The organism is Gardnerella sp. KA00243, from assembly GCF_049244105.1.
Classification (GTDB): Bacteria; Actinomycetota; Actinomycetes; order Actinomycetales; family Bifidobacteriaceae; genus Bifidobacterium; species Bifidobacterium leopoldii.
Map to the genome: position 1 here is coordinate 195,709 of NZ_CP058375.1, position 19,743 is coordinate 215,451.

The 19,743-nt window shown below is 38.9% G+C and carries 13 protein-coding genes and 1 pseudogene; 10 read left to right on the forward strand and 4 right to left on the reverse strand.

The window, feature by feature from the left end:
- Positions 1-273 precede the first annotated feature (273 nt).
- The 6 genes and pseudogenes from HXT50_RS00845 to HXT50_RS00870 all read left to right on the forward strand — a co-directional run bounded on the left by HXT50_RS00845 (position 274) and on the right by HXT50_RS00870 (position 7,464).
- Positions 274-1,854, forward strand: a complete 1,581-nt coding sequence (locus HXT50_RS00845) for an InlB B-repeat-containing protein (protein WP_421776912.1) — start codon at positions 274-276, stop codon at positions 1,852-1,854.
- A gap of 490 nt (positions 1,855-2,344) precedes the next feature.
- Positions 2,345-2,767: a GNAT family N-acetyltransferase gene (locus HXT50_RS00850; protein ID WP_004119964.1), complete on the forward strand. Its 423-nt coding sequence runs from the start codon at positions 2,345-2,347 to the stop codon at positions 2,765-2,767.
- Between the two features lie 129 nt (positions 2,768-2,896).
- Positions 2,897-3,706, forward strand: a complete 810-nt coding sequence (locus HXT50_RS00855) for a nucleoside phosphorylase (protein WP_112928592.1) — start codon at positions 2,897-2,899, stop codon at positions 3,704-3,706.
- 291 nt (positions 3,707-3,997) lie between these two features.
- The gene (locus tag HXT50_RS00860) at positions 3,998-5,764 is read left to right on the forward strand and encodes an ABC transporter ATP-binding protein (RefSeq protein WP_004107170.1); all 1,767 of its coding nucleotides are present in this window, start codon (positions 3,998-4,000) and stop codon (positions 5,762-5,764) included.
- 270 nt (positions 5,765-6,034) lie between these two features.
- Entirely contained in the window at positions 6,035-6,625 is a 591-nt protein-coding gene (locus tag HXT50_RS00865; protein WP_004119958.1) for a type IV toxin-antitoxin system AbiEi family antitoxin domain-containing protein, read from the forward strand.
- A gap of 158 nt (positions 6,626-6,783) precedes the next feature.
- Positions 6,784-7,464, forward strand: a pseudogene (locus tag HXT50_RS00870) (nucleotidyl transferase AbiEii/AbiGii toxin family protein).
- Positions 7,465-7,696: 232 nt separating this feature from the next.
- On the opposite strand, the gene HXT50_RS00875 reads toward HXT50_RS00870, so the two are convergent.
- The gene (locus tag HXT50_RS00875) at positions 7,697-9,037 is read right to left on the reverse strand and encodes a Na+/H+ antiporter family protein (protein WP_032842528.1); all 1,341 of its coding nucleotides are present in this window, start codon (positions 9,035-9,037) and stop codon (positions 7,697-7,699) included.
- A gap of 519 nt (positions 9,038-9,556) precedes the next feature.
- On the opposite strand from HXT50_RS00875, the gene HXT50_RS00880 reads away from it, so the two are divergent.
- The 3 genes from HXT50_RS00880 to HXT50_RS00890 all read left to right on the forward strand — a co-directional run bounded on the left by HXT50_RS00880 (position 9,557) and on the right by HXT50_RS00890 (position 13,731).
- The gene (locus HXT50_RS00880) at positions 9,557-10,324 is read left to right on the forward strand and encodes an ATP-binding cassette domain-containing protein (protein ID WP_004119947.1); all 768 of its coding nucleotides are present in this window, start codon (positions 9,557-9,559) and stop codon (positions 10,322-10,324) included.
- Positions 10,314-12,392: a YhgE/Pip family protein gene (locus tag HXT50_RS00885; protein ID WP_174191537.1), complete on the forward strand. Its 2,079-nt coding sequence runs from the start codon at positions 10,314-10,316 to the stop codon at positions 12,390-12,392. The genes HXT50_RS00880 and HXT50_RS00885 overlap by 11 nt, the downstream gene beginning before the upstream one ends.
- A gap of 163 nt (positions 12,393-12,555) precedes the next feature.
- Entirely contained in the window at positions 12,556-13,731 is a 1,176-nt protein-coding gene (locus HXT50_RS00890; RefSeq protein ID WP_116442660.1) for a hypothetical protein, read from the forward strand.
- Between the two features lie 194 nt (positions 13,732-13,925).
- Here the strand turns inward: HXT50_RS00890 and HXT50_RS00895 are convergent, their stop codons facing one another.
- Positions 13,926-15,056 (reverse strand): 4-hydroxybutyrate dehydrogenase, encoded by a 1,131-nt coding sequence (locus tag HXT50_RS00895; RefSeq protein ID WP_004107157.1) that lies wholly within the window; start codon positions 15,054-15,056, stop codon positions 13,926-13,928.
- Between the two features lie 192 nt (positions 15,057-15,248).
- Positions 15,249-16,589, reverse strand: coding sequence for a H2O-forming NADH oxidase (gene nox / locus HXT50_RS00900; protein ID WP_032842526.1), 1,341 nt, complete (start codon positions 16,587-16,589; stop codon positions 15,249-15,251).
- A gap of 478 nt (positions 16,590-17,067) precedes the next feature.
- Here nox and HXT50_RS00905 point away from each other — a divergent pair, with 478 nt between their 5' ends.
- Positions 17,068-19,275: a DEAD/DEAH box helicase gene (locus HXT50_RS00905; RefSeq protein WP_004107155.1), complete on the forward strand. Its 2,208-nt coding sequence runs from the start codon at positions 17,068-17,070 to the stop codon at positions 19,273-19,275.
- 11 nt (positions 19,276-19,286) lie between these two features.
- On the opposite strand, the gene HXT50_RS00910 is transcribed toward HXT50_RS00905, so the two are convergent.
- Positions 19,287-19,730, reverse strand: coding sequence for a toxin-antitoxin system HicB family antitoxin (locus HXT50_RS00910; protein WP_004119931.1), 444 nt, complete (start codon positions 19,728-19,730; stop codon positions 19,287-19,289).
- Positions 19,731-19,743: the final 13 nt, after the last annotated feature.

A 19,743-nucleotide genomic window follows, 5' to 3' on the forward strand; every position in this document is an offset into this window, starting at 1 on the left:
GAAAAATATAATCCTCGACAGACAGACAGACAGACAGACAGACAGACAGACAGACAGACAGACAGACAGACAGACAGACAGCGTGATGCTGTCTTTTTCGTAACATAATTTTTATCGTCTCACCACTCTATACATTGTTTATTTTGTATTGAAATAGGTTAGTGGTTCTGCATATTTACACGCATTTTTGGTTTTGCGTTTGCACTATATAAATTTTCGAAATTTAATAAAAATTATTGTTACGATAATAGTTAGTTTGGCTGGAAATAAAAAATGAATAATAAAATAATAAAAAAAGTTATTAGTCTAGCAGTTGCTTTTGTAGCTACGATTGGACTTTTTGCTGGAACAGTGACAGCTCAGGCTGCTGGAGTGAATAATGCGAATAAGCAGCCGCTTCACATATCTATGAATTATGCAGAAAAATTAGGAAAAGGTCATACAACGCCTGGGGCGCTTGGACAGCTTAGTACTGGCATGGAAGAAATGTGGAAAAATCTTCCCATAACGGTTATTGATGGACAAGGGCATGAATTTGAAGTTAAGAAAGAATTAAATGGTCACTGTGAACGTACTGTTGGAAGTTTTGCAAATGGCGAAAAAGTAACAATTAAAGTTGATACTTCAAAGCTTCCTGATGACTATCATCTTTCCTGGGAGTCTGATTACACGTATCCTAAACCAATTAAAAATTATGCTGAATTTCAAGTAGTTGTTGATAGTAGTATGCCTGTACGTATTTCTTTAGCTAAAATGAAGGTGAAATTTGACCTACAGGGAGGCAATATCAATGGTAATACCAAGAGCATTGTGAAATTTGTCAATAAGAATAACGGTGTTGATTTCCCATCTGATCCAACAAAAGATGATTTGGTGTTTGGCGGCTGGTTTACCGAGTTACCTAATACTGAATCTTATAAGAAACTTGGGATTGTAGGCAAACGTTACTATTGGAACAATGAATCGCTGTTTTCAGATTATAATTGTGATTGGATGCGATGGAATGATACTGATCTAGATCCATTGTATGACGGCGTATTTTTACTTCGCGCACAGTGGAATGCTCGCGCAACTTTTAACGCAAATGGAGGAGTGTTCAATAATAAAAATGAGAACACGAAGGACGAAGTAACAACTATAGCTGGTAAAAAAATTACAATTGCCCAAGCTCCTACGCGCGAAGATTATCAGTTCTTAAACTGGGTAGATGCTGCTGGTAAAACTTACAAGCCTGGTGAAGAATATACTTTGAATGCTAATACTGTGTTTACTGCCAAGTGGAAGCAGATTCGAAGCACGGTTACTTTCAAGAACGGCGATAAGACTCAAACGGTAAAGGTGGAAACTGGTAAGGCTATTGATACGGATGCGTTAAAAGATCAGTCAATGCCTAAGAATCCAACTAAAGATGGCTACACGTTTAAAGAGTGGAATACTAAGGCGGATGGTAAAGGTAAAGCATTTACTGGAACAACGCTTGTAAATAGTGATTTGACTGTGTATGCCATTTTTACGAAGAATCTGAAACCAGCACCTACTCCAGATCCAATTTTGCCTGCACCTTTTGAGCCTGAATCAGGGATGGAGAATCCATTGTCAGTTCCTGAATCTCAAACTCCGGAAACTAAACAAGAGCTATCTTCTGCGCCTAAGTCGGAGCATGAACATAATACAGCGCATGAATATGTGAAATCTCCTGTTGTTGAACATAATACGGAAAAGCATGTTCCAGATATGCCTAAGACTGGTGAGTCAGCTTCAGTTGTTGCGTTGATTTCTGCTTTAGGTTTTGCTATTGCTGGTTTCGCTGTTGTGCGATTGAGGAGAGTGTTTGAAGCAAAATCCGTAAGATAACTAGCGTTTACTTGCGTAAGTTGAAGTTTTACGCGCTTTTATAAGGCTTCGTAAAGTCTTATAAAGTAAATGAGGCGGCCTTGACTAGTTGATAGTTAAGGCCGTTTTGTTTACTGACGCTTGTTTTTGTTTACTTATATGGCTGATAAGTAAACAAATTCGGGGAAGTGCTCTTGTTTTTATTTACTTGTGTACCCTCTAAGTAAACAAATTCGGTGAGAAGCTCGCTAGTTAGATCTCTTACGAAACTTACGTTGGAAGTTCACAGTACTTCCAATCCAAGTGAGTTTTTGCATCGAAGGAAATTGAAATCCCAATGGTTTCAATCTCGGTCAAAGCGCTATAGTAGTACACGAATGCACAGGTTGTCTTTAGTGCATTAAAGGCCTATGTTAAAAGAAGAGATAGGCGACTTGATATACTGAGCGATTACGCTAGAAAATTCAGGGTTTCAACGTTGATTGCACAGTATTCGGGGGTGTTATTGTCAATGAATTTAGCAGATGTTCAAATAAAAGAGTATGAAAAGTATAATAGCAAAGATATTTTAAGGTTGTATGATTCCGTTGGTTGGTCTGCGTACACAGATGATTTAGTTGCTTTGGAAAATGGTTTTAACAATTCGCTCAAGGTTTTAGCTGCATATAAAAGTGATGAGCTAGTTGGCATTGTTAGAGCTGTTGGCGACGGATATACGGTTGTTCTTATCCAGGATATCCTTGTTTTGCCTAAGCATCAAAGGCAGGGGATAGGGTCTGCTTTGTTAAAGGCGATTGTGGATTGTTATCCTAATGTTCGTCAAATTCAATTGACTACGGATTGTACTGAAAAAACTATTGCTTTTTATAAGTCAGCTGGCTTTATTGAGTTAGCAGAAATCGATTGCTGCGGTTTTATAAAAGACAGGACATGATGCAGAAAATATGATTCTCTAGTGGCCATTAAGTGCGAATTTGCAGCAATTGACCATTTTGTGATCTTTGCGTATTAATGTGTGTATTTGTATATAGGATTGAATGGTTTGTAGGATGGAGTTGATTATATGACAGAATATAATTTACCAATTTTAGAGTATGATTCCGATAAAAGTGCAGTTTTAATGCCAAAACACGATAATATTTCTGTTCAGCTTCCATCTAAAGCGGTTTTTGCTTTCTTAGGCGATGAAATTGATCAGTATGCTTTAAGTAGGAAAGCTATAATTGTAGCAAATTTTGAATCTGCAACTAAAAAATATCCGATATATGTTTTGGAAGAAAAAGTAGGAGATACAGTAAGAGAAAATACAAACAGCGCAGTAGAAGAAGAAACGCAAAAAATCTGCTTAGTACAGGCCCCGGTTGGCGCTCCGGCCGCTGTTCAGATCTTAGATTGGTTGATTTCTTACGGTGTTAGTGAAGTTGTTAGTGCTGGTTCTTGCGGATCGCTAGTTGATTATGCGGAAAACGTTTTTCTGGTTCCGTATAAAGCTTTAAGGGATGAGGGGACTTCTTATCATTATTTGCCTCCAAGTCGTTATGTTGATGTTTCAGAGCGTTCGAGGCATGCTATTTTGCAAACTTTGCAGGCGCATAATTTGCCTTATCATGAAGTTAAGACGTGGACTACGGATGGATTTTTCCGTGAAACTAAGACGAAAGTTGCTAACCGTAAGCAGGAGGGATGCGCGGTTGTTGAAATGGAGTGTTCTGCTTTAGCAGCTTGTGCGCAAATGCGCGAGATTGTTTGGGGTGAGATTCTTTATACTGCAGATACTTTGCATGATGTTGAAAATTATGATGAGCGCAATTGGGGTGGGGATTCTAAAGCGTATGCTCTTGAGCTTTGTATTGAAGCAGTGTTGCGCATTTGACACGTTTACGCTGATATCACGTATAAAACCATCGTTCTAATTTGATTTTTTTTTTAACTCTATGCTTATTATTTCTAACAAGCATTACATGTAAGTGTGTTTAACCATTTATAGGTGTTGTCAAGTAGATAAGCATGAACAATCAGGATAAGTATGATAGTGTAGCTTTCAACGTTTTGTAGCGGGCGAATCGGCAAAACAGAAGCGAAAATGCTAGCTACGAAAATGCTATTAGATAGGAAATAGTAGAAATATCGAAAATAGCTATAAAGGAAGTGAGAGGTAGCGAGAATGAACAAAACTGACAATACAGCAAATCAGCAATCGTCCGCGAATCAGCAATCATCCAAACTGCATCCCGACGTAAAAAATTACGTAAAACTATTTTTCAAAGAAAACAAGCTTGTAGCTTTTCTTTCGATGATAGTTTTTATTTCCTTGTCTATGATTTACACTGCTATTTCTTGGATTTTGCAAATTATTTTCGACTATATGGCAGGTAAAGGATCCTACTCTTTAACTACTATTTTGCTGCTTGTCGTTTCCTTTATGCTGGCAATCTCCCTGATTTTCGCGTTGAAGCGCAGTTCGTACCCTCGCTTTCTTGAAAAAGCAATGAATCAGTATAAAGAGTCTGTTATCAAGAAGCTTTTACAGAAGAGTTATAGTGATTTTTCGCTCGCGAATTCCGGCACGTATCTTTCTGTACTTACTAATGATTGCGAGCGTATTCAAGAAAAGTATTTGAAGAAGATTTTTGACTTTGTTCAAGACGTTCTTATGCTGGTAAGTTCGCTAGCTCTTATGATTTACTATAGTCCACTGCTCACTGTTATTGCTCTTATTATTTCCGTGCTTCCTATGGCGTGCTCGATCCTTACAGCTAGCGGAATTGCCACTCGAGAGGAGCAGGTTTCTAAGTCGAATGAGTCTTATACGGCCCTGACGAAGGATGTTTTGAATGGAGTTTCGGTTATTAAGAGTTTTAAGGCGGAGCAGGAGGTGATTAACCGTTATCAGAATCAGTCGATGGAGCTTGAGCATACGAAGAATCTTCGCGAAAAAACGATGACTACTGTTTCTGCTCTTGGAACGATTTCGAGCCTTGCAACTCAGCTTGGCGTGATGCTTGTTGGCGCTTGGATGGTTAATGCTCATGCTGGTGTTATTACTGCTGGAATGGTGTTAGCTTTCACCAATTTGATGAATGGTGTACTTCAGCCTATTGCAAGTCTTCCGCAAATGCTCGGCGAGATGAAGGGCGCTAAGAAGCTGATTAGCAAGATGGCCGATTATATGAGTAACGTTAAGGAAGATTCTGGCGAGATCATTGACGATTCTGTTAAAAACGTTGTTTTGCGCAATGTTTCGTACGCTTATGATGCGGATCATAAAGTCTTGAAAAATGTAAATCTAACTTTGCAAACTGGAAAATCTTACGCGATAGTAGGACCTTCTGGTGCTGGTAAGAGTAGTTTGATTAATCTGCTTATGGGCTACTACAAGGATTATGAAGGTAGTGTGAAGCTGGATAATCACGAGCTTAGTGATGTGAGCAAGAGTTCGCTTTACGATAAGACGACTCTTATGCAGCAGTCTGTGTTTATGTTTGATGCTTCGATTTTAGATAATATTACGCTTTTTAAGCCATTCCCTGATGTGGAAGTGGATCGTGTGATTCACTTGGCTGGTTTGGATGATTTGATTGCTGCTAAAGGCAAGGATTATCAGTGCGGCGAGAATGGTAGTCATCTTTCTGGCGGCGAAAAGCAGCGTATTGCTATTGCGCGAAGCCTGCTTAAAAGGTCCGAGATTCTGCTGGTTGATGAGGCTACGAGCGCGTTAGATAACGAGACAAGTGCGAACGTAACGCAGTCTATTTTGAATTTGCAAGGAATTCTTCGACTCGTGGTAACTCACCGCTTGGATGCCAATTCGCTTAAGCAATATGATGAGATTCTTGTGATGAAAAGCGGCGAGCTTATTGAGCGCGGAAGCTTTGAGGAGCTTATGAATCAAAAGGCTTACTTCTACTCGCTTTACACTGTGTCTATGTGAGGATGTTGATCTGGCTTGGGCTTGGCTTTCGTTTGGCTTGCGCTGAGCAATTTTAAGCTCAGTAGAGACACTGGTGCAGATTGCGTACTGCGCGATGTCTCTGTTTGGCACTAGTGGCCATTAGGTGCAAAATTGCGTTGTTTGGCTACTTTGTGATTGGTTAAATGTGGTTTGACTATTTACACTTTACGATTTGCTTGCGCATTTGATACGTTTATGCTGATATAATATATGAAATCAGCGTAAACGTATCATTAAGTAGGTGGGCAAATGTTAAAGGATCAATTGTGCAATTACATAGAGAAAAAGCAAGTTTTAAGCATTGATAGTGTCATCAAAGAACTTGGAATTAGCCCGTCTAGTGTTTATCGATTTATTAAAGATGAGAGCTTAGAACGCGTATCAAAAGGTGTTTACGTTAAGAGCAATTTGTGGAATGATGAAATGAATTTATTGTCAAAGCGCACATCTGTTGCTGTTTTTTCACATGAATCTGCCCTTCTTCTACATAATTTGACTGATAGAGAACCTTCTTCTTTAACAGTGACTGTTCCGTCAACTTATAATGCAAGTAGTCTAATTAAGACTGGTGTTAGGGTGTTTTATATAAAACCAGATTTTTTAGGAATTGGTAAGACGAATCTTATGTCGCTTGAAGGTAATCTTGTGCCTTCTTATGATTTAGAGCGCACAATTTGCGATATTTTGCGTTCTCGTTCTCAAATAGATGCACAGGTGGTATTTGGTGCGTTAAAAGCTTATGTTAAAAGAAAGGATAAGCGACTTGATATACTAAGCGATTACGCTAAAAAATTTAGGATTTCAAAGTTGATTTCACAATATTTGGGGGTGTTGTTATGAGAATGAAGGATGCTAATCAGCTTAAAGCAAAAATAAAGAATGTTGCACTCCAAAAGGGTGTAGATCCTCGCGTGCTAATGCGCGTATATATGATGGAGCGTTTTTTAGATCGTGTTTCTCGCTCGCGGTATAAAGACAATTTTGTTCTAAAAGGTGGAATGCTGATTTCTTATCTTGTTGGCGTAAATCTTCGTACAACAATGGATATTGATACAACTATGCAAAATATTTCTCTTAGTGAAGATGATGTGCGTATTTTTATATCAGATGTAATATCTATCAATATCGATGATGGTGTTAAATTTACGCTACAAACGCTTGATTCTATTATGCAAGAATCTGACTATCCAGGGGTTCGAGCTAGCCTAATTGCAGATTTTGATGGTACAAAAACTCCTGTTAAAATCGATATTTCAACTGGACATGCTATTACTCCATCTGCTATGGAAGCAGAATTGCCTTTAATGTTCTCATAATCTATCTCTTTATTGACTTATCCAATTGCAACGATTTTAGCAGAAAAGTTGCAAACAATTCTTGTGAGGGAAGAATTTAACACGAGAATGCGAGATTTTTATGATTTGCATGCTCTTAGAGTGTCTCAAGGAGATAATGTCTTTAAGAAAGAAGAGATTGCTAAAGCTTTTTACGCTACTTCTCAAACGAGAAACACCCTTTATTTACTGAGTAACGTGAATGAAATTTTCGATAGGATTAAAGATAGTGAAGTGATGAGAATAAAGTGGAAGGATTACCAAAGGAAAGCACCTTGGGCTAAAAGTCTTTCTTGGGAAGAAATAATGCAAGATATGAAATTTCTTTTTGATGTTCTTTCATAATGAGGTTGTAGCTTAAGTTATTTTATTATTTGAATGGCTTTTATTAAATCATCGGGAGACGTGCGATAGTGGCCAATCGTTGCGAATTTGCAGCGATTGGCTACTTTGCGATTGGTTGATTGGTGGTTAAAAATAAACGCCAGGGAGTTTATTCAACTCGACTGGCGTTTATTAGTCATTTGTGTTATTCGCTAGTTGTGTTTTTACTTGCTGTGTTTGCCAAAATAATCTGCTAAATAAACTGTGATATTACAATGCCGGCAGCCATAAGCGGAATATTGAAAATAAGGAATGTTGGAACGCAAGTATCCCAAATATGACTGTGCTGACCGTCTGCGTTTAAGCCGGAAGTAGGTCCAAGTGTGGTATCGGAAGCAGGGGAGCCTGCGTCTCCAAGAGCTGCAGCAGAAGACATAAGAAGAATCGTTGCAGGAGTGCTGAAACCAATGCTCTGGCACAGTGGCACGAACAAAACCGCAAGAATAGGAACCGTGCCAAACGAAGTACCAATGCCCATAGTCACAAGCAAACCAATAAGCGTAATAACAAATGCAGCAACAAGTTTGTTTTGTCCCATAGAAGCTACACCAAAGTTTACAAGCTCCTCAACTCCGCCTGTCGCTTGGATCACGTTAGCATATCCGCCCGCAATGAGCATCACAAACGCAATAAGACCCATGAGTTTTACGCCGCCAGTAAGCTGATTGTCAATGTCATTCCACTTTATTGCTCCAAAAATAATCATAGTTGCAAGACCTGCAATAGACGAAAGCGAAAGATCCTTACTAATAACTTGCACTACTACAACAACAATAATTGCGAGAATAGTCACATAATGGCGTAAATTAAGAGGTCCGACAACGGCGTCGGCGGCACGAGTGTCAGTTTCTGTAGTTTTGTATTCGCGAGGTTTTCTGTAAAGCACAAACACTGCAAAAAGTAGTGATGCAAACATCGCAAGACCTAAATACCAGTTCACAGCACTAACGTCTGCAACACTAACCTTCATGCCATTTTTAGAAAGATTCGTAGCAATAACAGTTTGAAAAATAAGACCAAAGCCAAATGGAATGGCAATATACGGAACTTCAAGACCAAAAGCAGTGCAGCATGCTGCAGCTCGGCGGTCAAGCTTCATCTTATTCATAACTCTCAAAATAGGCGGAATAAGAATAGGAATATAAGCAATATGAACCGGCACAATATTTTGAGACATGCATGCAATAATAGTTAGTACCGCAAGTAGAGCGTACTTTTTCATGCCAATAATTGAGCTAATTTTTTTAGAAATAATTTGAGCTAAGCCTGTTGCAGTAATTGCTTCCGCAAAAGTTCCAAGCAAAATGTAAGCGAGAGCGGTTTGTGCGTTGGTGGAGAAACCGTCGCAAAGCAAAGCCATAATTGTGTGATTTCCGTCACCGAAAAGAGGAAGATGACCAGCAATGCCACCTGCAATGCAAGCTACTATCATTGATAGCAAAACATTAAGTTTTGCAAGACTAAGCGCGCATAGCACTACAACCGACACAATAACCGGATTAAATATAATATTTAAAATTTGCAAACCTAGCATGCCGTTCACCCCTTTAAATGCTTGAATTTTAATATATTGTTTGAAGCAATACGTTTTATTTCGTATTGCTTACGCTTGTATTTTTGCATATGTATTCTCACATATGTATTTCTTACATTTAGTAATTAAGGACAATATAGCATGGAAGTGTTTACAACATGTTTCTTAATTAAAGATGAAATATAAACAATTCAACAGAAAGATTGAAGTAGCTTAACAATTGTTTACCCAAAAGAGTACCCTAGGGTATCAGTGGTGAAGAATTAAGAATAATCACCAAATGTCCGGTTTTGCACCGTTTTATGCAGCATTGCAACGTGAGTTTATCGCTAAAAATAGCGATAAAGCAATGTGAAAAGTAAAAATTGTTTTGCTAATTGCGAAAATCTAAAAATAAACAACAAACACAAACAACAAAATTAAAAATTGGTTATTTAGAGTAAGGAGGAATGCCTGGCGCTCTAAGCGAAATTTAGATACTGCGTTGTGTCTAAGCAATAAGCGTCAAACATACAAATTATGCAAGAGGAACAAACGTTTTTAGAAGCTAAAGAATTAGGGTTAAAAAGATTTAGAAGATCGCCATTTTGGGATGTGTCGCTAAAAGTTGCACCTCATCAAATCGTTGCAATTTCAGGCGAACATGGTTCTGGAAAATCAGCTTTGCTGCTTGCATTATCTGGTTATATGAAATTCACTAATGGAATTCTTACTATTGCGGACGTAACTCTTCCTAATGATTTCCAAGAATCTCGACAATACGTTGGTTTGGGATTATTTAGCGGAATTAACGAATTTTATAAAACGCAAACAATAGAAGAAGTTCTTATGAGCGAGTTGAAACTAGCAGCGCGCTCGCCTCTATTTTTGAAGCAATACAAAAATGATGTTAAAAACCGTGAAGCTTTACAGCAGTACGCTTACAACGTGTTAGCTCAATGGAAAGTATTTTCTCCTCACGAAACAGCAATAGGAGAGTTGACTCCGTGCGAGCGCATGCGTTTGGCAATTGCGCTTGCTTTGTTAAAAAAGCCGTGGCTGCTATTTGTTGATGGAATTGAAACGGAGCTTACTAGCGAGCAAAGCGAATACCTATTTTCCGATATTCGCGCGTATGTTAGTAAAAATTACTGCTCTTGCCTTGTTGGAGTTTTGCAAAGTGAGTTAGAAAAGCAAGCTGATCAAGTCTTAAGACTAAGCCCAAATCATGGGGAATCAGAAAATTCTCATATTGATTCACAGCTTGGTATAAGTGAAGCAAATGGTGGTGAAAACAATGCGCGTTAATACTCTTTCTCTTGCATTTCGAGAGCTTAACAATACGTTGAAAGGAAAAGCTCGAAAGCTTGTTATTGGAACCGTAGCTTTGATTCCACTTTTATACGGATCGCTTTATTTGTGGGCATTTACTAATCCTTATAAGACTTTGAATACTGTTCCTGTAGCTGTTGTTGTTGAAGACAATGGTGCTGTGATTAACGGCAAAATGCGTAACATTGGAAACGAAATCAAAACTCGCTTAAAGAATCAAAAAGATGGTAGTGAGGGATTCCAATGGAATTTTGTAAATAGTGCTGAAGCGAATAAGGGGCTTAAAAATGGCAACTATTTTATGGTAGCAACCATTCCAGCTTCCTTCAGTAAGTGCATTGCTTCTGCGCAATATGAAACTCCTACTAAAGCAAAACTTCACGTAAAGTACGATCAGGCAAGTAATATGCTGGCTTCGCAAATTGGTAAAACTGCTTTCCATACTATGCGTAGCGAAATCAGCGAGGCGATTGCTCAAGAGTATTGGGAGAACATGTTTGCGAAAGTTAATTCTGCTTCTGATTCTCTTGGTGACGCAGTAAATGGTGCTGGTGCTTTGCATGAAGGCTCAAAATCTTTGCAAAATGGAGTAAATAAGCTTGCAGATGGATCTAGTCAACTTTCACAATCTTTGCGAAAACTTCAAGGCGGATTAAGTGAGCTTCAAAAAGGAGCGAATACTCTTTCTAAAGCAAATACTCGAAGTAAAGCAGGGGCGCAATATCTTGCTCAAAAAACGCAAGATTTAGCAAACGGAGCTCAACAATTAAGCAAAGGAACTCAAAAACTATCGGCAGCAACAAGCGAATTTTACGATGGTGCGCAAAAGCTTTCTGCTTCTAGTAGTGAATTAGAGGAACGCGTTAAGGCTGGAAATGCTGAAACAAAAGCACAAATTATGGGTCTTCTTATGAAAGCGCAAGATCCTAGAGTTACTAAGGAAGACGTGCTCGCTAGTTTGCAAGGTTTAGCTGGAGGATTAAGTGAGAATTCTGATCTTCTAGAAACAAATCTTTCTGCTTTAAGCGCTGGAGCAGACAAGCTTTCTGCTGGAAGTTTGCAAATAAAGGGCGGAGCTGACGCAATATCTCAAGGTGTTGAAGCTGTTAATACTGGCTCAAATAAGCTTGCTGCTGGAGCGAATAGTCTTGCTGAAGGTTTGGCTCAAGTAAGTAACGGTAGCGAGAAACTAAATAATGGTGTGAATGCAGCTGCACAAGGTTCAGCGAAAATAGTGAACGGTTCTGATCAGCTTAATTCCGGAGCTAAGAAGCTATCGGATAATACTCCAAAGCTGGTTGAAGGCGCAAAAAAGTTGCATGACGGGCTTAAGAATTCTCAAAAGTCTGGAAAAATCAACAATATCGTGCAAAAAAGTAAGATGATGAGCGCGCCGGTTTCCTTGGAAGAACACGAGTATTCTCACGTTGAAAATTACGGAACAGGTTTCGCTCCTTACTTTATTTCCATCGGACTTTGGGTCGGTGCTCTTATGGCAACCTTTGTTTTGAGAGTTATGGATAGGCGAGCGATACTAAATGGCATGAATCCGCTTAAGAGTGCGCTTATTAGCTTAACGCCGTTTGTGATTATGGGCGTTGTACAAGCTGTAATTCTTATGGGCGTAGTGCACGTTGTGTTAAAGTTGCAAATTGACAACGTTCTTGCGTTCTATGGTCTTGGAATTATTGCATCCATAATGTTTATGGCAATAATGCAAATGATTATGGTGATTTTCCACATACCAGGGCGAATAGTTGCAATTGTGCTGCTTATGTTGCAAATCACAAGCTCTGCAGGAACATTCCCAGTTCAAATGACGCCGGCATTCTTTAGAGCTGTTCACCCATACTTGCCAATGACGTACTCGATTATGGGGTTGCGTCAAGCAATGGCTGGAAAGAACAGTGGCGAAATAGTTTTCGGCATTGAAATGCTTGTGCTTTTCGGCGTGATTGCGATTGCTATAACAAGCATCGTTGCGCGCATGAAGCGTACTGTAACGATGTTTGATTTGCATCCTGTGATAACGCTTGAGGCGTAAGCGTCGCTTATCTAATACTAACCTGCGTAAGAGTGAATAGCTTTTGCGCAGGCTTTTTATATTTAAGTAACCTAAATTTATGCAGTTTCCAAACATTACAACGTAGTATTAGAATATTTAACTTGCTTGCTTACAATTAGTTAAAGTTTGAGAAGGGGTAGTTATGCCTAATGGAATTGCGGTGAAGCTAAAAAAATTTATTGCATTAGCACTTTCGCTGTTTCTTTTTATGCCATTATGTTCAGGATGCTCAAATCAAAATGGCGCAAATACAGAAGCTGTTAATAGTGCAAAAAAAGTTAATGTTATTAATGCAAAAGTAGCAGCTTTATATAAAAAAGTTTTAGCAAACGCTGATAAATATAACCTTAATGAAGCTGATTCAGAAATTGATACTAGCAAAAGTAAGTATTCTTACGCGTTAGTCAATATGAGCGATAGGGATATTCCGGAGCTTATTCTTCGGAAAAATTATAAATATGTGTCACGTTCGAAGGTTTTTGCTGCAAATAAAGATTACAGTGACGTTGTTTCTTCAAATGATTTAATTTGCGATGGCGTTGGAGACATTGGCGGTTTTAGGGCTTCGTTATCGCAATACGCAGACAGCAATTCATTAAGCTATGTTGAGTGGTCTTCTGGAACAGGGGATACTGAGGCTTACAAGGTTACTATGAATATTGCTGATAGTAATCCTCTTAAAAAAGAAAAATACTGGTCTGGAATAATCACTGATCTTCCTAAACAGAATACAAAAAATATTAATTTTGTCAGTACAGATGACACTACGCTTCTCGATAATTTGGCAAAAACTGAAGATAATACTTATAAGAAAACCGTAAGCAATAAAGGCGGCGACTCTAATTCAGAAGATAAGGATTCTAAGAAGTCTGGCGAGAATGCAAGTAAGAAAGCTGATTCTAAGAAATCCGCTAGTGGCGAATCTTTAGACAGCAAGATTAAAGCTGAAAAAGCAAGCGGAAGGCAAGTAGTTTCCGGAACTGTGAAGGTTTTGTCGTACAACCAGGTTCTTGAAGCGCAAAATATTCAAGATCCTAATCCGGGATCTTCAGATCCTAATCAAACTTTCATGATTCTTATTCTGGATAATAAAACCAGCGTTACTTTGCCTCACAGCGGCGATATGGGCAATCCACCTCATCCTAGCGATGCGACCATGATGGCGTTTGATGATGGTAGTCAAGCTAAACAAATCATGGAAAAGTATGTGAATAAGAAAGTTTATGTAAGTTTTATTGTAAATGATGGATTCTTCCCTTCGGACACTGGATTGCCTTTAGGTGAGCCTCATTTGTGCAATCTAAAAGTTATTGAATAGCTATTGTTCAATTAGAAATAGTTGAAGTAGCTGTGGTAGTTGCACTGGTTGCAATAGTTGCTACAAATAAAATAAAGACCCCACATTTATTTGTGGGGTCTTTTGTTATTTTGCTTTTGTTATTTTGCGAAAAACTATTAGAACGTAATTAAAATCAACAAATTCTAGAAAATAAGTTTGCTAAAAATCTGATTTTAGAAAGTAGACGCGTAGACTTCGGCAATTGCAGCTTCGTCCATATGCATATAGGAGTTCTTCAAAAGTCGCTGCTGTTCTTTAACAACGCTTGAAGCCCAGCTTTGAATCATATCCTCGCTCATGCCATACTCGTGAAGCCTATGCTTAGGAAGAATCGTGTTAAGCACTTCGTCAAGCTTGTCTAGTACGTCTGCCTTCTTGCATTCTAGAATATTTGCCATGAAGTCGAAAAGCTTAGAAAGCTCAGTGTTTTCTGCGTTATTCTCGTTAGCGTCGTGCTTAGCATAGTATCGCAAAACGCTTGTAAGAAGCGCAGCATTCGTCTCGCCGTGAGCCACGTGGAAAGTGCCGCCAAGCGGATAAGCCATAGCGTGCACGCAACCGCAGCCAGCGTTACCAAACGCAATGCCAGCGTAAAGACTTGCTGAAACCAAATCGCTTACAACTTGGCTTTTTGCGCTGCTGCCTTCCTTTACAACTCGCATATAACTTTGCAAAATAAGTCCGCAAGCCTTGTAACTAAACATTTTTGTAAGCTCTGTTGCAATAGGAGAAAGTGCGGACTCAATCGAATGTGTAAGAGCGTCAATAGAGCTGGTTGCAAAAACGTAATCCGGTAGGCTCTTTAACAATTCCGGAATAAGAACCGCGTCCGTAGCGTAGCAAGCATCGTTTGCCAAACCCTTCTTGGTATTGCGCTTAGTAAGCGAGAACACGGCAACGTTCGTAACTTCGGAGCCAGTGCCGCAAGTAGTTGGAACAAGAATAAGATCCGCACCTTTTTGTGCAGGAATCTTGCCGTCGACCAAGTCTTCAAGCGGGCTAGTTTGTTTCAACGCACAAACCTTCGAAATATCCAAAACAGTGCCGCCACCAATGCCAATCACGCGCTTTGGAGTTGTGTGAATGTCGCTAACGATTGCATCAACCATTGCATCGCTCGGCTCACCCTTGCCGTATTTCTCTTGGAAAATAACGTCGCAATCAAGATTCAAATCACCAAAATAAGGCTCCCAAATGTATTGGTTTGTAATAACCAAATCACCCTTGCCGAGCTTGAATTCTTGCGCAAAGTCGCGTGCCTGCTCGAACTTATGAATAGTTGGTTTAATAGAAAGCTGCTTCATCCTAGACTCCTTTGTTTTAATCTGCATGTCTTACGCTAATATGCGCGTCGTGTGCGCGCTTTTGTGCGCGGATGATTAAAAAACCAAGCAACTGCTCCATTATAGAACAGATTGCTTGGTTTAATAAATGCGATTTAAGCTAATAGCAGAAGCTAATCGCAGAGATTAATCATCAAAGATTACAGATATTAATCATCCCTTCAACAAAGCAGTGTAAGCAGCCATCGTAATGTAGTTGTATGGCTGGTTGAAGTGAGGCATGAAGAAGATGTCGCACAAAGCAAGTTCCTTAATTGTGACTTTCTTCTGAATAGCCAGCGAGAACAGGTGAATTGCGGCAGACATATCGTAGTTAGAAGCCAATTGGCAACCAACAATAACCTTCGTATCCTTCTTGTAAACGATGCGAATCTTCACCTCTGGATTCTCAACTTCCATAAACGCAGGCTTTTGAGTATCTTCGAAATCAACGTAATCAACATCCATGCCCTCTTTTTGAGCGGCAGTTAAGCTCAAGCCGGTGCAAACAAGCTTGTAGTCGTAGATCATCATTGCGCTAGAACCTTGCACGCCCTCGGTTTCTACAGGAGTTCCGCAAACGTTGTGACCTGCAATCAAGCCGCTTCGAACTGCGTTAGTAGCGAGCGCAATGTAGTTTACGCGGTCTCGAGCGTTGTCGTAGATTGTAGCGCAGTCGCCAATTGCGTACACGTCCGGATCGGAAGTTTGCTGCTTCTTGTCAACGAGGAAAGCGCCATTAGCATACTGCTTTAAGTGATCTTTGCCGAGCGCAACGTTTGGGTGGAAGCCAATAGCGCAAATCACCATGTCTGCATCGTAAGTGCCTTTGCTTGTTTTAACAGCCTTGACTTCAGTGTCTCCAACAATTTCTTCAACAGTTTGACCAAGTTCAAACTTAATGCCTTTATCTTCCATAATTTGCTTCAAATTATCGGAAAACTCTGGGTCAAAGTAGCCGTTAAGAATATGGTCTTCCATGTCAATAAGAGTTACGTTCTTGCCAAGGCGCTTAAAAGCTTCTGCGAGTTCCACGCCAATGTAGCCTCCGCCAAGAACCACGACGTTACGGAAATCGCGCTCTTGAAGCTTAGCGATAACAGTTTGAGCGTTCTGGAAAAGCTTTACCATTTGCACGTTTTCCAAGTCAATGCCCTTAATGCGAGGCCTGTTTGGAAGGCTGCCGGTAGCAAGAACCAGCTTGTCGTAAGAATCGTGAATAACAGTGCCGTCTTTAAGTTCGACTGTTACTTCTTTCTTTGCGTAATCAATGTCGAGAACTTTACTTTCAAGATTTACCTTAGCGCCTTTTTTAACGAAATCTTCTGGCTTCTGATAGAACAGTCCGTCGCTGCTTTGAATTTGCTTGCCAATCCACAAAGCCATGCCGCAACCAAGGAAGGAAATATTACTATTCTGATCGTAGATGGTAAGCTCGTTTCCTGGGTAGCTCAAAATGGTGTTAGCGCAGGCAGTGCCGGCGTGATTTGCGCCAATCTGAATGATCTTCGTCATCGGTAATCTCTTTTCGTCGTTGAATCTAGTTTAATTTTATTTATTTCTGTTGAATTCTGCTGAAATTAATTTAATTTAGTTAATTTAATTTCGCTAAATTCTGTTGAAATTATTGTATGTGCTTCAACTGCTTTGTTTAATTCACGCTGCGGCGCGAATGCACATCCAATGCATAATACTATTACACGAATGCGAGTCTTACCAATTTTGATTTTGTGCGTGTTGTGGGGGGAGTTGTGTGGTTATTTCACAATCTGACTATCACTAATCTTTTCGCGAACATGAATTACATAGTAGAATCCTGAAGTTTGTATACAGTTTATATACAGTGACATTCACATATGTACAGTTTTTTGTGATGCGTTTTAATGTTTTGATAAAGTGAGAGTTATATGAAGGGGTATTGAAGTTGTGCTGCAAGTAATTGCGGATGATTGCTAGTAGAATAAGTTAAAATTCTGCAGATTTAAGGAGAAACATGAGAAGAGAATTTTCGTTTTCAGATGCTAGGAATCTGATAAGGCTGCATAAAAATTTGCAATACAATCTTGTTTCTTTAAATAATAAACAAGATGAGGCTAGGGTGCTTCTTGAGCATGTTGCACAAAAATATATATCTAATCAAGCTATCAGAATGGCAAAAAATGTTTCGATTGTAGAAGTTAATCGTGAGAAAAAAGGTATAAGAGTATCAATTCTTAAGAATGCTGGTTTTAATAATTTTGCTGATGTATTTAAAGCATCAGTGTATGAATTATCGGCTATTAGAGGTATTAGCGAGAATGGTGCAATTGAAATAAAAAGAGTTGTCGATGAAACTGTAGAAGAATTAAAAAAGAGAGTTAAACTGAAGCTTAGTTTAAGCAATAAAAGCAAGGATGTAGAAGATATCATTCGCTTTGCTTTTCTTTATAGGTATACTAATCAGTTTACGAAGGTTAGTAATAATTTAGCTGATAAGTATTTTCCAGTTATAGAGTCAGCTGTCGAACAAGCTAAACCAGCAAAAGGGTTTTTGAGATGGGCTTTTGCGTCAGATGAAAATAGACAGCGCGCAATTGAAGCTTGTAGGCTGCTTAGTGATATATTAACTGGTGAGTATGGTCAACAAGCTCATCAGTCTGTAGAAAATTTAGATAAGATACGCAATTTTAGCTGTGATCCGTGGGATGAATTACGGAAGAATCCGATTCAATGTGCGAATGTTATTGAAGATCTTGTTCCGGGGCTATTGGGAAGTGTTGACGATTTTTATGGTTTACCTGAAGGGCTTGCTGGCGAAGTTAAGAAACAGCCTATATTGTCAGATGGTTTATCATGTCAGCTTAGACGATACCAACAATTGGGTGTGAAATATATCCTTCACCAAAAAAGAGTGTTGCTTGGTGATGAAATGGGACTTGGTAAAACTGTTCAAGCTATTGCTTCAATGGTTTCTTTAAGAAATGAAGGTGGTACTCACTTCATTGTTATATGTCCTGCAAGCATTATTGTGAATTGGTGCAAGGAAATTAAAAGATTTAGTAATTTAAGAGTAGTTAAGGTGCATGGTTCTCAAAGAGATAGAGAATTTGCGTTACAAGATTGGATGAGTAATGGTGGTGTTGCTGTTACAACTTATGAAATGACATCATATTTTAACCTACCAGATAATTTTGAATTCTCAATGATTACTGTAGATGAAGCTCACTATATAAAAAATCCAGAAACAAAACGCTATCAGAATACAAAATTAATTCTTAATCATGCTAACAATATTCTTTTTATGACAGGCACTGCTCTTGAAAATAAAGTTAGTGAAATGGTGAAACTTATAAAATTATTGCAACCGGATATTGCTGCCGAAATTGTTGGTACCAGAAGTTTCGTTCTTTCAGATCTTTTTAAAGAGAAAATAGCTCCTGTTTATTACCGTAGAAAACGAGAAGATGTTTTATTTGAACTTCCTGAGTTAATTGAGAATAAATCTTGGTGTCAGCTTAATGCAGAAGAAGAATCTGAATACGAAAAAGCTTTGATGAGTGGTAATTTCCATGCTATTAGGCGAGTTTCGTGGAATGTTGATGATATGCGTAACTCAAGTAAGGCAAAACTATTAAAAGAAATAGTTGAAGAAGCAGAACTAGAGGAGAGAAAAGTACTTATTTTTTCTTTCTATTTGGATACTTTGCATAAAGTAGTTGATGCGTTCTCAAACAAGTGCATTGGTTTGATAAATGGTTCAGTTTCACCAGAAAAAAGAATAAAGATTATTGAAGAATTTGATAATGCACCAGCTGGAAGTGTGTTGGTGTCTCAAATCATGTCTGGTGGTACCGGTCTTAATATTCAATCCGCCAGTGTGGTAGTTATATGTGAGCCACAGCTTAAGCCCTCTACTGAGAATCAAGCAATTTCCAGAGCATATCGTATGGGTCAATCTAGGGATGTGATTGTCTATCATCTTTTAGCTGAAAAAACTATTGATGAAGGAATTACAAAAGTCCTTGAAAATAAACAGGAAATCTTTAATAGATTTGCTGATGAATCTGTTGCGGCTCAAAAAGTTGAAATTGATGAGAAAACATTAGGAAAACTCGTTGATGATGAAGTTAATCGTATTAGTAAGAGCAAAGATAATGTAAAAAATGTTTCCGAAGAAATCGAAAGTAAGGTCGAAAATAATACTAAGAATGAATTAGTATAAGTATTTATTTTCTACGCTCGCTCAAGCACGCGTTCAATAGCGTTATTTTGCGAAAGAAGATACACGCAATACTGGTTCATGCTTATGCCTTCGGCTTGAGATTGCTCAGCCAACTGCCTGTGTAATTCTTTAGGAAGACGTAACTTGAATTGTCCGGAATAGTCATTTAATTCAGTGCGAGACGGCTCTTTTATGTTGATTTTGCTTTCAAGTGCTGCTTCAATCCAAGCGTGCTTAGCGTCTTGCGCATTTGCTGCTGCTTCTTGTTCGGAGTCTCCTGAACTTATGCATCCGGGCAAATCAGGGTAGTAGGACACAAATCCACCTTCATCCGGATCTTTCACAATTTCCAGCTTATACGGTAGTGACATGTAGTAGCTGAGTGTTTTATTTGTTAGTGTTTTGGCGTTGTTTTTATGAGTGATATTTTTGCTAGCTTTATTTGTTTTAGTCATATTTGATTTCATA